The sequence below is a fragment of the Pedobacter folensis genome (genome assembly GCF_056490665.1).
This window is the reverse complement of sequence record NZ_JBWJIF010000001.1, coordinates 1,011,801-1,028,409: the sequence shown is the minus strand read 5'-3', so window position 1 is coordinate 1,028,409 and position 16,609 is coordinate 1,011,801. Positions and strand designations below refer to the sequence as shown.

Here is a 16,609-nt window from a genome sequence, read left to right as displayed (position 1 = left end):
ATTGAAATCGGTTAAGTGCTTAATCGTGTCGAATTATCTAACAATTAACCAATTTCAACTTTTATACAATTAACCCGTTTAACACCTAGTTACGCATGTTGATATACTGAAGCGGTTGACCAAAATCTTCATTTCTGCACAGGTTGATTACTGCTTGCAGATCGTCGATTTTTTTTGCAGTTACGCGAACCTGATCGTCCATAATGGAAGGTTGAACTTTTAAACCGCTGGCTTTGATTTTTGCCACCACTTTTTTAGCAGCCTCTTTGTCTAATCCTTCTTTAATGCTGATTTCTTTTCTGATCATGTTACCCGATGCCTGATGCTCGTCGCCAAAATTTAAACTTTTCGGATCTAAATTCTGTTTCATCATCCGCGAAATGATAGAACCTTCTATTGCTTTTAAGCGCATATCATCTTCAGTAACAATGGTTACCACATTTGTTTTTTTATCCAGATCGATCGTGCTTTTCGATCCGTTAAAGTCGAATCGGTTAAGAATTTCTTTTTTAGCATTGTTAATGGCGTTGTCTAATGTCTGCGCATCAACTTTACTTACAATATCAAAAGAAGGCATGGTTTTAGCTTTAAAGTAAAAAAATAAGTAGATTTAATAGAAATTAATCCATTCTCACAAAAAAACGAAAAATAATATGAAAACCACTAAACCGAAGTCTCAAAAAAAGATCACAAAGAAAGAAGCTAAAAAACAACTGGAGCAATCGATCACGGATAAGTTCTTAGATGTGATTAAAAGTTTAGGTCATGATGTATCGGAAATTAGCGCGGAGGTGGGTAAGGCCAGCAAACGGGTGGCTAAAAAATTAACCAAAAAATTTACCATCGTAAAAGCTGATGTGGGACAGAAAATTGATGATTTGTTACATGCATCAAAAGAGAAAGCAAAAGCAGCAAAAAAACCAGTTGCCAAAGCGGTAAGTAAGTCTGAAAAATCTGCTCAAAAAGTGGTTAAAAAAGCGGTTGCAAAGGCTAAACCAGTAGTACAAAGCATTAAGGTTGCGGCAATAGAAACAGAAGAAAAAGCCGAGAAAGTATTGGCAAAACCGGTAGCAAAAGCAAAAGAAGCGGTAAAGGAGGCTACAACAGTTGCTAAAAAAGCGACAAGTACAGCGGTTAAAGCTCCGGCAAAGGCCGCTGCAACAGTTAAAAAAGCGGTAACTCCGGCTGCTACACCTGCAAAAGCAGCAACAGTTGTTAAAAAAACGGTTGCTAAAGCTACACCTGCAGTTAAGAAAGAGACAAAAACACCTACTAAAAAATAAATTTGTTAACGTTAACGTGTAGATGAATTAACATCGATTTAACAAATTAATGTGCAGTTTTGAGCATCCCTGTTTTGGCAGGGATTTTTTATTTTTTTAAATGAGTAATAAAAAGATTCCATTTTTTAACCGCGAAATCAGTTGGCTTTACTTTAACGAACGTGTACTGCAAGAAGCTGCCGACGAAACAGTTCCGCTGATTGAACGGATTAAATTTCTATCTATATTTTCTTCAAATTTAGAGGAGTTTTATCGTGTGCGGGTAGCCACTATGACCCGGTTAACCAATCTGAACGATAAGGCTAAAGCACTTTTGGGATTTAACCCAAAGAAAATTCTGAACGAGATTAAAAACATTGTTGTAAAACAGGAAAGAAAATTCGATCAGCTTTTTCAGGCTACGCTAATTAACGAGCTTGCCCAGAACAGGATTTTTATTTTAAACGATACCCAACTGAATGTAAGCAGGGGCGAGTTTGTTAAAAATCATTTCAGGGATAAGATTTTATCTAATCTGGTTCCCATTATGCTGGATATGGATAAGCCTTTTCCAGAGCTGAAAGACCGGTATCTTTATTTTTTTGTTAAACTTTCGAAAAAAGACACAAAAGTTAAAGAGAAATACGCGCTCATTGAAATTCCTCCAAATTTGCCACGGTTTTTGGTACTGCCGGAAACAAACGACCTAAAATTTATTATTCTTGCCGAAGATATCATCAGGTATTGTTTAGACGATATATTTTATGTTTTTACCTACGATAATTTAGAGGCCTATTCAATCCAGTTAACACGGGATGCCGAATTGGATATCGATAAAAATATCAATGATAAATTTATCGAGGATTTAAAAAGCAGTTTAGAAAAACGCAAAAAAGGAAAACCCATGCGTTTGCTTTACGATTCGGCCATGCCATTAAACATGCTTACTGTGCTGGTGAATAAGCTTAAGCTCGAGGCTGAAAGTTTAATTCCGGGTAACCGTTACCATAAGTTTGGCGATTTTATTGCCTTCCCTAACGTGGGTAAAAAGGAACTGGAGTATGCGCCGAATGTGCCATTGAAAGTACACGATTTGCACAGAACCCAGAGTATGTTCAATAGAGTCGCCCAGCGCGATTATTTGGTGAATTTACCCTATCAATCGTACGATTATATTATCTTGTTTTTGCGTGAGGCAGCAATTGATCCGAAAGTAACTGAAATACAGATAACCTTATACCGGCTGGCAGAAAATTCGAAAGTAATCAATGCCTTAATCAACGCTGCTAAAAATGGCAAGGCAGTTTCCGTTTTACTGGAACTTAAAGCCCGTTTTGATGAGCAGGCCAATATTTACTGGACCAGTCGTTTAATGGAGGAAGGTGTTAAGGTAAATTACGGTCTAACTGATTACAAGGTACACTCTAAAATTTGTTTGGTTAAACGGATCGAAAAGGATAAACCGGTGTACTATGCAAACTTAGCAACCGGGAACTTTAACGAGAAAACTGCAGGTTTATACTGCGACCATAGTATTTTCACGGCAAAGAAAGAGATCACCAACGATCTGGTCAAACTTTTTGATGCGTTAAGCAAACGTACCGTAACCAAGGGTTTTAAACACCTGATTGTTTCGCCACTGGAGAGCCGATCGAAACTGGTCAATTTTATCAACCGCGAAATCCGAAATGCCAAGCAAGGTAAGCTCGCTTACATTATGTTGAAAGTAAATAGTTTAGCAGATGAAGGGATTATTGCCAAACTTTACGATGCGAGTAATGCCGGGGTTAAAATCCAGCTGATTATCCGCGGAATTTGCTGTCTGGTGCCTGGCGTAAAGGGCTTTAGTGAAAATATTACTGCCATTAGCATTATTGATAAGTTTTTGGAGCATGCCAGGGTTTATATTTTCGGTAATAACGGTAAAAACGATATGTATTTGTCTTCTGCCGATTTAATGAGCCGGAATTTCGAGCACCGTGTTGAAGTAGGTTTTCCGGTGCTTGATCATGATGTTAAACAGGAGATACAGGATATTATCGATCTGCAGTTGCAGGATAATACCAAATCGAGGCAAATTAATGCCTTAAACAATAATAAATATCACAAAAACAGATTAAGTAAAAAAATAAGGGCGCAAGTAGATATTTATAACTATTTAAAAACCAAGCATCAATCATAATGTTAAGATACGCAGCTATAGATATCGGTTCGAATGCGGTGAGGTTACTCATTGCTGATATTAGCAAACAAGACGGAAAATATAAATACAAAAAGAACACCCTTATACGTGTGCCACTCCGATTGGGAGATGATGCATTCTTAGATCAGTATATCTCGGAGAAAAAATCTGCTGATCTGATCAAAACCATGACTGCTTTTAAGAATCTGATGGATGTTTATCATGTTTCTGAATATTTGGCTTGTGCAACCTCTGCAATGCGCGAGGCCCGTAATGGAGAAGATATTGTCAAACTGATTAAAAAGGAAGCGGACGTTACGTTAGAGATTATTGAAGGACAACGGGAAGCGAATATTATTTATGCTAACCATATTGAAGAAGAGTTAGATGAGAATAAAAACTACCTGTATATTGATGTGGGTGGGGGTAGTACCGAGTTGTCTGTTTTTGTAAAAGGTGCTCCTGAAGCTTCAAGGTCTTTCAATATCGGTACCATTAGGATGCTCGATAATCAGGATAAGGAAGAAACCTGGGAAGAGATGAAAGATTGGGTAAAAGAGCATACCAAAGATTATAAACATCTGGCTGGCATCGGTACAGGTGGCAATATTAATAAGTTATTCCGCATGTCGGATGAGAAGGAAAATGCGCCTTTATCGTTACAGAAATTAAATTCGATGTATAATAAATTAACCAGTTATTCATTGAAAGAAAGGATTAATACGCTGGGTTTAAAACCCGACCGTGCAGACGTAATTATCCCGGCCTGCGAGATTTATTTAACCTTAATGAAGTGGACCGGTATAAAACAGATTTATGTACCTAAAGTGGGGATGGCTGATGGGATTATTAAGCTGTTGATTGAAGAGAAACTGGATTAAAGACAATTTCCGTTCACGAAATCGTCATTGCGAGAAGGCTTTTCAGCCGACGAAGCAATCTTTGTTGCAAACTTTGGCAAATTAGGAAAGATTGCTTCGTCGTTCCTCCTCGCAATGACGACCATATATAGTGTCAGATGGAAACATCTGACACTAAACCTTATTTCTATTTTGAACTTTCGGATGGAAACATCCAACAGCACTCCTAAGGGTAATTTTTGCACGGATCGTCATCCTGAACTTGGTTCAGGATCTTTTTAATCATGAAAATTACCACAATGCATTATAGACCCTGAAATAAATTCAGGGTGACGCATCTAGTTTATGATAGCTTGTTTCATGATTTTTTGTGAAGGAAAATTTAATTTATCTATATAGATTTCTCCATTTCGCTGTGCTTCAGTCGAAATGACGGATATGGTAATAGGATAGTTGTACCAAACTTTGCGATCTCTGCGTCTTCCTCCGTGTACGCTGTGGTTAAAAAACCCGTTACTCCATAGCCAGCCTCAAAAAAGCTTTCACTTCATCATTTATATCCTCTGTAAAGAAAATCCTTAAATGGTGGTTGAACTGATTAGTTCCAGGTACCTGGGCAATTTTAGTAAAGCAAAGATTGTCTTCATATGGTTGGTCGAAGGGAATAACCACATGGATAAAGTTCTTTCCCAATTGTGTAATATAAGCAAATTGCGTTTTTGATTCGATCGCAATCATGGATTTGGTAGGCCTGAGCTTTATCACTCCAAATTCGCCCAATTGGTCAATAAAAAAACGGAATAACCCTAAGGTATATTCCGTTTTTCCGTTTAAAAAGTCTGATAAATGTTTTTCTTCAGACATCATCACTTTAGTCTTCTAATAATTTTGTGGCCGCCTCGTCGGTAAACCAGGTTAATTTTCCATCAATAGGATCAATTAACTGAGAAGGGTAAGTGGCTACATCTTTTTGCTCGTCGCCGATAACATGTTTTAAGGCTTCGGCTTTATTTTCGCCAAACACCAGGAAAGCCACATTATCTGCCTTGTTAATTAATGGTGCGGTAAAGCTAATGCGATAAGTATCTAATTTTTCTACGTATACCGCTGCAACGTTTACTTCTTCATCTTTAACCAAGGTCGTATGCGGAAAAATCGAAGCGGTGTGCGCATCATCACCCATACCCAAAAGGATCAGATCGAAAACAATGTCTTCGCCATTAAAATGTTTGTCGATTGCTTTTTTATATTCAATAGCCGCTTTTTCAGGAGCCAAAGTGGTATCAACATAAAAAATATGGTCTTCTTTAATGCCCAGCGGATCTAAAATGGTTTTCTTGGCCATTAATCCGTTGTAGTTATCATCATTGGCCGGAACATTACGCTCATCGCCAAAGAAGAAGTATACTTTTTCCCAATCAATTCTGTGCTGCCCTTCGGTAGCCAGAAAATGGTAAAGTGCTTTAGGAGAACTGCCGCCGGTAAGTACGAAATTGAAACGGTCGTTTTCTTCGATAGACATTTCTGCAATTTTGATTACATAATCTGCCAGATCCTGGTTTAATTCTTCTAATGTTTTGTATATGAGTAGATTCATTTTTATAACTAATAAGGGCCGTCATGCTGAATTTATTTCAGCATCTATCTCAATAAGACCCTGAACTAAATTCAGGGTGACGACCGGGTAAAAATTATTCCTTATTCTTCAACGGCAGGTTAAACCAGTGGAAACCATCTCTTGCGATAAGTGCTTCAGCTTCTTCTGGTCCCCAGCTATCGGCAGGGTAATTAGGGAAATTGATTGATTTTTTGCTTTCCCAGGTATTTAAAATTGGCATCACCAGTTCCCATGCCGCTTCTACCTGATCGCCGCGCATAAACAAGGTTTGATCGCCCATCATCGCATCCAATAATAAGGTTTCGTAAGCTTCCGGGGTATCACCTTCGTAAGTTCCTTTATAATCGAAAATCATATCAACAGGGTTTAATACCATGTCTAATCCAGGTCTTTTAGCCTGTACCTGCATGCGGATACTCATTTCCGGCTGTATGCTGATCACCAACCTGTTTTGCTGCCAGTTTTCGGTTACACCAGATGAGAAAATCTGATGTGGAACATCTCTAAACTGAATGGTAATTAAAGATGATGTCTGGTTCAGGCGTTTTCCTGTTCTCAAGTAGAAAGGAATTCCCTGCCATCTCCAGTTATCGATATGGAATTTAACTGCCGCAAAAGTTTCGGTATTGGAATGTGCATCAACACCTTTTTCCTGACGGTATCCCGGAACTTCCTTGCCTTCAACCCAGCCTTTGCTGTATTGGCCGCGAACCGTATGAAAACGGATATCTTCAGCAGAAAAAGGACGCATCGCTCTTAAAACCTCCACCTTACGGTTCCTGATTTCATCGGCATCAAAATTAATTGGTGCTTCCATTCCAACCAGACAAAGCAATTGTAACAGGTGATTCTGGATCATATCTCTCAAAGCACCAGAACCTTCATAGTAACCTCCACGATCGCCTACACCTAACTGTTCGGTTACTGAAATCTGAACGTGATCGATATAAGACCTGTTCCATAACGGCTCGAACAATGCATTGGCAAAACGGAAAGCCATCATGTTTTGTACGGTTTCTTTACCTAAGTAATGGTCGATACGATAGATCTGTTTTTCAGTAAAAATGGTACTTAATAATGCATTGAGTTCTTTTGCCGATTCTAAATCATGACCAAAAGGTTTCTCAATAACGATGCGGCTATTGTCTTCATCTTGCGTAAGTTTATATTTTTGTAAACATTCCGCAATAATCGGGAAGAAGTTAGGGGCAACAGCCAGGTAGAAAATTACCTGTGTACCTGCGCCGTATTCTTTTTGATATTTATCGACAGCTGCTTTAAGATTTTCGAAAGTTTTTGGCTGGGCAAAATCGGTAGGGCAATAATGGATGGTATTTCCGAAATCGTCCCATTTATCTTTTTTTACTTTTCCGCTTCGCGAAAACTCGTTCACAGCCTCTTCTAAAGCCGTTTTGTAACTATCATCAGTAAATTCAGTTCTTCCTGTACCAATAATAGCAAACTTATCAGGCATGTAACCCTCCATAAATAAATTATATAGGGCAGGTGCTAATTTTCTTTTATTTAAATCACCTGTTCCACCAAATATTACAAAAATGGTAGGGTTTAATGCGGTTTTGGTTTTCATTTTATGTTCTTGTTCGTAAGTCTAAATAGTTTATGATAATTTATTCCAGTCAGCATGAAAAACACCATCTTTATCAATACGTTCGAAAGTGTGTGCACCAAAGAAATCTCTTTGTGCCTGGATTAAATTTGAAGGCATGCGGGCCGTTGTAATGGTATCGAAATAGGTTAGGGTAGAAGCAAATGCCGGAATACCCAGTCCTGAATTAATACACGCACTGATTGTTTTGCGTGTGCCCGGCAAAGTACCTTTGATGATGTTCTGGATGCCTGCATCACCGAATAAATGCTCCAACGCATTGTTTTTATCGTAAGCCTGATAAATATCTTCTAAGAATTTAGCCCTGATGATACAGCCTCCACGCCAGATTTTGGCAATTTCCTGTAATTGCAAGTCGTATTGATATTCTTTTGATGCCTGAACGAGTAAATGCATACCCTGTGCATAAGCACTGATCATAGAGAAGTAAAATGCATCTTCCAGTTCATCAACAGTCACCGCTATTTTAGTATCTTTTTTGCCAAATGCTTCTTCTAAAGAAACCCTTAGTTTTTTGAATTTAGATAAATCGCGGTTAGAAACAGCTTCGTTAATGGTGGGTACCGGTAACTGCAGTTCCATTGAAACTTCTGAAGTCCATTTTCCGGTTCCTTTTGAGCGTGCTTCATCTTTAATCTGATCTAAAAGATCGTTTTGTGTTTCGGTATCTTTAAAAAGGAAGATTTCGGCAGTAATTTCCAATAAGAATGATTGCAGTCTGCCTTCGTTCCATTTTTTAAATACCTGATATATTTCGTTGTTAGAATAACCTAAACCATTTTTAAGGATTCCGTATACCTCAGCAATAAGCTCCATAATGGCATATTCGATTCCATTGTGCACCATTTTAACAAAGTGACCAGAAGCACCAGGGCCAATGTAAGTTACGCAAGGATCGGTTCCAACTTTAGCGGCAACGGCATCAAAAACATCTTTTACCACGTTATAAGCTTGTTTGTCGCCACCTGGCATCATACTCGGACCAAAACGTGCCCCTTCTTCGCCACCAGAAATGCCCATTCCGAAGAAATGCAGACCATCTTTTTCCAGTTCGTCAACACGGCGATTGGTATCAGTGAAATGTGAGTTTCCACTATCGATAATAATGTCGCCTTTACTTAAAAGAGGTTTTAATTCTGCAATAACGCTATCTACAATTGGTCCGGCTGGTACTAATAAGATTAACGTACGTGGTGTTTGTAAGCTGGAAATAAAGCTTTCAATATCGTCAAATCCTTCTAAGTTGTGTTTTTTGCCTTCTTCTTCAAGTTTCGAGATCATTTTTCTGTCTTTATCGTAACCTGTTACAGAGAAGCCTTTATCAGCCATGTTTAATAATAAGTTCCGGCCCATCGTGCCTAAACCGATCATTCCCAATTTATATTTTTTCGAATCGTTATTTGCCATTTTTTATTTTTTCTAATGCACCCAAAATTAGGGTTTACAAATTAATATTGCAGCTATTGTTGTTAAAAGATTGTAATAATGGTTAATTATTTTTTAGGTTCAACCGTAAAGATGTTGTACTTATCGGCCAGTTTCCAGAGTTTGGCACCGCCTTTAATTCCATCTCTGTTGGTTACAATTTTAATATTGCTTTCCAGTTTAAAGTCTATCTGTTTCGAATTGCCGCCACCAATATATAAGGTATCGTAATTGAAAACCGTTTTATAGATTTCGATTAATTTTTTAAGCCTTTTATTCCAGCGCTCGGTGCCGATTTTTTCGAAAGCCTTGTTTCCGATATAATCGTCATAATCTTCTTCTTTGCTGATCGGGAAATGCGCAAGCTCCAGATGCGGCAATAACTCTCCATCAAATAATAAAGCCGTTCCGAAACCTGTACCTACAGTGAAAACAATTTCGAAGCCTTTGCCTTCAACCACACCAAGGCCCTGTTGGTCAGCATCATTTACCAAACGCACTGATTTACCCAGCTCGTTGGCCACACGCTGCGCGAGATCAATATCTGTCCATTTATTTTTGGCCAAGTTAGGCGCGGTTTTAACAATACCGTTTTTAACGTAACCTGGAAAACCGATCGACACACGATTATAACTATCGGGGAAGGGCTTAATCAATTCAACAATACCAGAAACAATGTCTTTCGGGGTAGCCTCAGGCGGGGTTTTGCTTTTTAAATATTCAGTAAGCATATTTCCACTTTCATCCAAAAGAACCGTTTTTATACTCGTACCGCCAATATCGATCGATAATATATTGTTGTTTTCAGCTTTTTTCTTTGTAGCCATAAGGGTGTATTTATAATTTCGAAGTTCTACAAATAAATTAAAATGACAAACATTAAATCAAGATCGAAGTAATTTAGGTGTAATAATATATTCTATAAAATCTATGTATTTAATAGAATATATTTAAGTTTGTTCCGTTAAACTTAAAAAAGATCTAAATTGTTATGACGGTAAACTACCTTGCATTTGCTATTCCAGCATTTTTTATTTTTGTATTTATTGAATTTAAGATCGCCCAGCACCAAAAGAAGGCGAAAATTTTTAAATACGAAAGTACAGTTGCGAATTTTAGCGTAGGGATTGCCGAAAGGTTGCTGAATTTATTTATTGCCGCCAGTTTTTATCAGGTGTACGATTGGATATATATACATTATTCAATTTTCGATATTTCTACCAAGTGGTATGTATGGATATTACTGCTGCTCTCAACCGATCTTGTTTGGTACTGGTACCACAGGCTGGGGCACGAAATTAATTTTTTGTGGGCTGCACACATTGTGCATCACCAGAGTGAAGAATTTAATTTATCGGCGGCGGCAAGAATTACGACCATTCAAGCCATTTTCCGCAATGTGTTTTGGTGTATATTGCCCTTAATTGGTTTTCATCCCAATATGATTATTACCATACTTTTAGCGCATGGAGCCTATTCATTTTTTACACATACGCAATTAATCGGCAAACTGGGCTGGTTGGAAAATATATTGATTACGCCTTCCTTACATGGTGTCCACCACGCCTCTGACGAAAAATACCTGGACAAAAACTACGGTGACGTTTTTGTTTTCTGGGATAAATTATTTGGTACTTTCCAGGCCGAAGAAGAGGCGCCAAAATATGGTTTAACACATCCTATTAAAAGTTATAGTTTCCTGTGGCAGCATTTTCACTACTATTTAGAAATAGGAGAGGCATACAGACGTGCAAATGGATTCAAGGCCAAGTGGAATGCAGTTTTCGGGAGTCCTGCCTTGATGGACCAGAACATTCGTCCGATTTTAGAAGAACGGTACTTTCAGCATAAAAAACAGGATCTTGCGAAACCGAAGTTTAAAACCTATTTAAATATACAATTGATCCTGGTCGTTGCCATGCTTACGGGTGCTACTTTATTTTATAGTGCTTTAACATTATTCAATAAAGGTGCAATACTTGTGTTTATCCTGGTTACCTTAATCAATATAGGTGCTCTTTTAGAGCAAAGAAGATGGATTTATTATTTGGAGTGCTTCAGGCTGATTTTGATTTTTGCCTTCTTTTCCTACACTTTTAACCTGGTACCGTTTTTAATATTCCCGGTTATTGTTTTGATTGCACTGGAACGGACATTCTCTTTACGTAAACTTTACATGAAGCATGTATTTGAGTACGTAAAGGCAGGTTAATCATGTTTCTTTATCTTTCGGTTTTGATTGATATACAAATGTTACAAGATGATGTTTCGTTTTGTTGCTCTATTCATTTTGTGAATACCCGGGCTTGTAATAAAATTATTACGTGACGCGTTGACACTGATCATTCCGTTACTCAATAAATTCTTTTATCTCCTCTGTTGAGCAAATAAGCCATTATTTGCTGGGTTCGTATATATTTCAAATATTCCATTCTATTTGCAGTCATCGATATTTCTGTCTGTTTAAACATTCAATTAAAAAATATTTCTTGGTGATTTGTTTTATTGTTTTTAGTTTCGATTTGTTTTGTTAATTTTAATTAACGAAATATATAGTAAGTTAAACTAAATAAATCGCAACCTAACAGGCTTGCTTTTCAATACGTTAATGCTTGCTTAATATATTTTTAACATGAACAGGCTTACTTTGCCCGCAAATCCGGACAAAATAAATCAAACACATGAACCCTATTACTAACCGGATATACTATAATAATTATGATCAAAAATTTTACTCAACAGATTTCGTGGCACCAGTGCTTTCTGCATGTAAAGCAAACCAGTCCCGATAATCATCAAAAGCAAAACTGCACTTTTTTTAGGGGTAAACTAAAACGCTTTAGCCTTTTGATATGTGCAATTATGATGCAACTGATTTGTATTAATAAAAGTTTTGCGCAAACTCCGGCACAGAATATTGTAATTAAAGGTACCGTGCTGGATGACCAGGATGGACAAATATTAATCGGGACCACTATAACGGATAAAAATAAAAAGTTTTTAGGCGTAACGAATGAGAAGGGGAATTACAGCATCACTATTGCTAAAGGAACAACCGTTTTATATAATATGGTTGGTTATACAAGCCTAAGCAGAACATTTAATAATAACGAAAGCAATGTGATTGTAAGGCTTAGCTCATCTAACAGCCAGTTAAACGATGTGGTGGTTACTGCTTTAGGTATTAAAAGAGAAGAAAAATCATTAGGTTATTCAGTTACTAAAGTTGATGGCGCACAACTCACCGACGCAATATCAAGCAATTGGACAGACGCATTATCTGGTAAGGTTGCCGGATTAAATCTTGTTAGAAACAGTGGCCCCGCTGGTTCTAACAAAATTATTTTAAGAGGTGAAAACAATCTTACCGGGGATAACGAGGCACTTATTGTGATTGATGGTGTAGTAGCAAGTAGTAGTGCAAAACGTACTGCCGGAACCGGTGGAGGTGTTTATGGTACATCAGGAGATATTTTGCCAACAGATTTTGGTAGTGCGCTTAGCGATCTGAGTCCTGATGACATAGAAAATGTTACGGTATTAAAAGGCCCTGCAGCATCTGCTCTTTATGGTCAGAGAGGTGCAAATGGCGCTATTGTAATTACCACTAAATCTGCCGGTAGCAGTAAGAAAAAGTTTAATATTACTTTCACTTCTAATACGGCTTTCGAACAAATTAACAGAGGACCGGATATTCAGCAAGAATATGGTGCAGGTGTAAGTGGTGCGAGTTATTACAGCTTTGGAGCAAGTGCAGATGGTGCAGATACTCATGCTACCAGTTCAACGTACGGTCCGAGGTTTGATGGCACCAGCATGTTTTTTCAATACGATCCCACTACACAAAAAGGGGGAACAACGCGTACACCATGGGTGGCTTACCCAAATGCTTTAGATGCATTTTTTAAAACGGGGGTTGAAACTACAAATTCTGTGAGCTTAGATGGAAATGCCGGAAAAGTAGGTTTACGCTTTACTGCAAGCCATGGCAGCAACGACTGGATTGTTCCTAATACAAATTTAGAACGTACCTCAGTTGCGCTGTCGGGAAATAGCAACATAACTAAAAAGCTGAACATTGTTTTCAAAGCGAGTTATAATAACCGGAACAGCGATAACTTACCCGCAACTGGTTACGGAAATCAGTCATTAATGTATTGGTTTATGTTTGCACACCCCAATATGAATCTGGATTGGTTTAAAAACTATTGGGTAGCCGGACAAGAGCAACGAAAATTTATCGACTTAACTTCAAGTTTTCCGGAGGGCCCTTATGCAATTTCTGAACAATATTTAAACGGACAGAGAAGAAATGGTATTCTGGGAAATATACAGGCTACTTATAAGTTTACCAATGATTTAACCTTACTGGTACGCTCATCTATCGATTTTAACCATGATATCCGCGAAACCAAACGTCCATGGGATGCTGCAGGCGCTAAATTTGCTCAGGGATCTTACCGCGTTCAGGATATCAACTCGTATGAAGCTAACGCCGACTTTTTATTAAGATACAACAAGGATCTTACCAAAGATTTGAAACTTTCAGCATCGGTAGGCGGTAGCCAATTAAGAAATCGTTACTACAAATCAGAACTACGTGCAGACGGATTGGTTGTCCCGGGAAATTATAGCTTGGAAAACAATCAAAACCCGCTGATTTCGGTTCCTGATACCGCCCGATATAATATTAACAGTTTATACGGTACCCTGTCGCTCTCGCTAAAAAATTATTTGTTCTTAGATTTCACCGGGAGACAGGATTGGAACAGTACCCTGGCTTCTCCACTTCGTACGGATAATGTTGGTTTTTTCTATCCATCTGCAAGTTTATCTTTTATTGCATCAGATGTTTGGCAAATGCCTTCACAAATCAGCTATTTCAAGCTACGCGGATCAATTGCTCAGGTGGGTAGCGGCGGAACAACACCATACCGCACCGCTTATAACTATACGCTGGCTGCAAATGGAATTTACCCGGGAGAAGCCATGACAAACCCCACTATACTTCCAAATAATAACTTAAAACCACTATCTACAACCACCATTGAGGTAGGTGCAGAATTGAAATTATTTAAAAGCAGATTAAATTTTGATTTTGCCGCATATAGCGGAAATACAAAAAATCAGATATTAAGCCGTTCGATTGATAGGGCTACCGGTTATTCAATTGCGGTATTTAATGCCGGACGTGTAGATAACAAAGGTTTGGAGATGTCGGTGAATGCCACGCCTTTACAGAGCAGATCATTTAAGTGGACTGTTAACGGAACGTTTTCAGCAAACAGAAATACCATTAAAGAGCTTGCCGATAGCTCCGTAATATTGCGTACAGGTCCACTTGGTGGTACCCAAATTGTAGCAAATGTTGGAGGTAGCCTGGGCGATATATATGGTTTTGGTTTGAAGCGCTCACCTGACGGTCAGGTTATATTCGATAATACCGGTAAAGCCATTCCAGATCAAACGCAGTTAAAGTACCTCGGAAATACCATGCCTAAATTTAGATTTAGTTTTGGTACGGGTATAACCTATAAAGGATTTGCAGCTAACGTATTATTTGATGCACAACTTGGCGCTGTAGCTCACTCGTTGACATTTGCGAGGATGGCAGGCCTTGGTAAATTAAAATTAACACTGCCAGGCAGATATGGTGGTTTAATTGGAGAGGGTGTAATGTTAAACCCTGACGGGGTTACTTACAGCCCTAATACCACGGTTGCCACTGATGTTGGTGCATTTTATGAAGCGATGTACGGTTCTACCAATGCGGAAGGAAGTACTTTCAGAACAGATTACCTGAAATTTAGAGAAGCAAACATTAATTACTCCTTCTCGAAAAGGCTGGTTTCAAGTTTAGGACTGAGCCGGATCACCATAGGTGTATATGGTCGTAACCTGTATACCTGGTCGCCGTGGCCTGCCTTCGATCCGGAATTTGGTACATTATCAGGCAGCGATATCGTAACGGGTTTTGAAGTAGGGCAACTGCCGTCAACCAGAACTTTTGGTGCACGTTTAGTAGTGGGTATAAACTAATAAGAAAATGAAAAAGATTAAATATAGTACAGGTTATGCTTTCTTACTGGTGATGGGGACTTCATTTTTCTCCTGCAAGAAAGATTTCGATAAAATTAATACAGATCCAATAGGTGTACCAGAAGTTACAGCAGATAAATTGCTGGCGCCTACTTTAACAAACGTATTGGGTGCAAACTTAATTCGTAACAGAACCATTAACAATGAGCTCATGCAGGTTACAGTTTCTACCCTGGATGAGGTGTTGGAAGGTAGAATTTACAGGTATGATATCAGAAGGCAACTGTCTGATGCGATGTGGAATTCATGGTATTCTGAATTGACAAATATAAAAGACATCAACACCATCGCCAGCAAACCCAATGCAATTAATACTTCCTACCAGGGGATTTCCAGAATTGCAGAGGCCTGGACGATGCAATTGCTTACGGATACCTATGGAGATGTGCCTTATACAGAAGCAAACCAGGGTAAGTTTGGTGTATTGGAGCCGGCATTCGATAAACAAAAAGATATTTACACGTCGTTGCTAAATAAACTGGAAGAAGCAAATACACTTCTTATGGCAGGTCAGAAGATTGAAGCCATCAGCGATCCGGTTTACAATGGAGATATTAGTAAATGGCGCAGATTTGGTAATTCATTGTATTTAAGGTTATTGCTGCGTATCTCAGGCAAGGCAGAAGCAAGTGCACAAGCCATAGCTAAAATTAAAGAAATCGTAGATATGAATCCCGCCAAGTATCCAATCATGACTGATAATAGCCATACAGCTAAAATTCTTTGGAACGGTACAAATAGCAGTACAGCTGTTTATTCGTCGCCATTTATGGTTAGTGTTAGGCCGGCCGATTTCAGGGCATCTGCCATTGTCGACTTTTTTATCAATAACCTAACTACCTGGGGAGACCCAAGAATAGATCCCACATTAGGCAAAAATGGAGTAAACAGATGGAGCATTGCTGCAGGTCCAGCGGGTTATGTAGGTGTGCCAAGTGCTTACCCGATAGGTAGCGGAGCGCCAGCAAAACAGGCTTATTTTTATTCTGATGCACAATCCGGTAATCCGACAAGTTTGCAAACCGATGCTTCAACAGGTGTGATGATGAATGTGGCGGAAGTTGATTTTATTTTAGCAGAAGCGGCGGCAAGAGGTTGGATCAACGGTACCGGTGAAAACTATTATTACAAAGGTATAGCAGACGGAATTAATTACTGGATGCCAGCTTTATATGCAAATGGTAACGATGCAGCAATAAGGGCTTACGCTTTGAAAGGTGATTTTAACTGGAATGATGCACTGCCATTAGACAATAAAACAGTGGGTTCTGACAGTAAATTAGAACAAATTCACTTACAGAAATATTATGCCTTGTTTTTAGTCGACTTTCAGCAATGGTTCGAGTACAGAAGAACTGGTCACCCGTTACTTCCAAAAGGATCGAGTTTATTAAACGGTGGAAAAATGCCAGTTCGTTTATACTATCCAATACTTGCACAGTCAACCAATCCAACTAATTATAAAAATGTTTTGGCCGTACAGGGACCTGATGATGTGAATACATTAATGTGGTGGCAAAAACCTTAAATACTATT

At 38.6% G+C, this 16,609-nt stretch carries 12 protein-coding genes; 6 read left to right on the top strand and 6 right to left on the bottom strand.

All coding sequences use genetic code 11. The features are described 5' to 3' along the window. Nucleotides 1–85 precede the first annotated feature (85 nt). Nucleotides 86–577: a YajQ family cyclic di-GMP-binding protein gene (locus AC04QZ_RS04140; RefSeq protein WP_086546510.1), complete on the bottom strand. Its 492-nt coding sequence runs from the start codon at nucleotides 575–577 to the stop codon at nucleotides 86–88. Nucleotides 578–653: 76 nt separating this feature from the next. On the opposite strand from AC04QZ_RS04140, the gene AC04QZ_RS04135 reads away from it, so the two are divergent. The 3 genes from AC04QZ_RS04135 (at nucleotide 654) to AC04QZ_RS04125 (ending at nucleotide 4,325) form a co-directional block, all read left to right on the top strand. Next, nucleotides 654–1,283 (top strand): hypothetical protein, encoded by a 630-nt coding sequence (locus tag AC04QZ_RS04135; RefSeq protein ID WP_086546509.1) that lies wholly within the window; start codon nucleotides 654–656, stop codon nucleotides 1,281–1,283. Between the two features lie 100 nt (nucleotides 1,284–1,383). Continuing rightward, entirely contained in the window at nucleotides 1,384–3,444 is a 2,061-nt protein-coding gene (gene ppk1, locus AC04QZ_RS04130; protein WP_478356689.1) for a polyphosphate kinase 1, read from the top strand. Beyond that, nucleotides 3,444–4,325 carry a Ppx/GppA phosphatase family protein gene (locus tag AC04QZ_RS04125; protein WP_478356688.1) on the top strand — a complete coding sequence of 294 codons (882 nt, stop codon included), beginning with the start codon at nucleotides 3,444–3,446 and terminating at the stop codon, nucleotides 4,323–4,325. The genes ppk1 and AC04QZ_RS04125 overlap by 1 nt, the downstream gene beginning before the upstream one ends. A 492-nt stretch (nucleotides 4,326–4,817) precedes the next feature. Here AC04QZ_RS04125 and AC04QZ_RS04120 read toward each other — a convergent pair whose 3' ends face one another. The 5 genes from AC04QZ_RS04120 to AC04QZ_RS04100 form a co-directional block, all read right to left on the bottom strand. Next, complete coding sequence (locus AC04QZ_RS04120; RefSeq protein WP_478356687.1) at nucleotides 4,818–5,171, bottom strand: DUF5655 domain-containing protein; 354 nt, start codon at nucleotides 5,169–5,171, stop codon at nucleotides 4,818–4,820. Nucleotides 5,172–5,175: 4 nt separating this feature from the next. Further along, a complete protein-coding gene (gene pgl / locus AC04QZ_RS04115) occupies nucleotides 5,176–5,901 on the bottom strand; it encodes a 6-phosphogluconolactonase (RefSeq protein WP_478356686.1) in 726 nt (241 codons plus the stop codon). Nucleotides 5,902–5,995: 94 nt separating this feature from the next. Then, nucleotides 5,996–7,510, bottom strand: a complete 1,515-nt coding sequence (gene zwf, locus AC04QZ_RS04110; protein WP_086546504.1) for a glucose-6-phosphate dehydrogenase — start codon at nucleotides 7,508–7,510, stop codon at nucleotides 5,996–5,998. A 30-nt stretch (nucleotides 7,511–7,540) separates the two neighbouring features. Then, nucleotides 7,541–8,956: an NADP-dependent phosphogluconate dehydrogenase gene (gene gndA, locus AC04QZ_RS04105; protein ID WP_478356685.1), complete on the bottom strand. Its 1,416-nt coding sequence runs from the start codon at nucleotides 8,954–8,956 to the stop codon at nucleotides 7,541–7,543. Nucleotides 8,957–9,042: 86 nt separating this feature from the next. Next, nucleotides 9,043–9,801 carry an ROK family protein gene (locus AC04QZ_RS04100; protein ID WP_086546502.1) on the bottom strand — a complete coding sequence of 253 codons (759 nt, stop codon included), beginning with the start codon at nucleotides 9,799–9,801 and terminating at the stop codon, nucleotides 9,043–9,045. A gap of 164 nt (nucleotides 9,802–9,965) precedes the next feature. On the opposite strand from AC04QZ_RS04100, the gene AC04QZ_RS04095 reads away from it, so the two are divergent. The 3 genes from AC04QZ_RS04095 to AC04QZ_RS04085 all read left to right on the top strand — a co-directional run bounded on the left by AC04QZ_RS04095 (nucleotide 9,966) and on the right by AC04QZ_RS04085 (nucleotide 16,601). After that, nucleotides 9,966–11,186, top strand: a complete 1,221-nt coding sequence (locus AC04QZ_RS04095; RefSeq protein WP_478356684.1) for a sterol desaturase family protein — start codon at nucleotides 9,966–9,968, stop codon at nucleotides 11,184–11,186. Nucleotides 11,187–11,836: 650 nt separating this feature from the next. Further along, nucleotides 11,837–15,013 (top strand): SusC/RagA family TonB-linked outer membrane protein, encoded by a 3,177-nt coding sequence (locus AC04QZ_RS04090; protein ID WP_478356683.1) that lies wholly within the window; start codon nucleotides 11,837–11,839, stop codon nucleotides 15,011–15,013. A 7-nt stretch (nucleotides 15,014–15,020) separates the two neighbouring features. Next, a complete protein-coding gene (locus AC04QZ_RS04085) occupies nucleotides 15,021–16,601 on the top strand; it encodes a SusD/RagB family nutrient-binding outer membrane lipoprotein (RefSeq protein WP_478356682.1) in 1,581 nt (526 codons plus the stop codon). Nucleotides 16,602–16,609 lie beyond the last annotated feature (8 nt).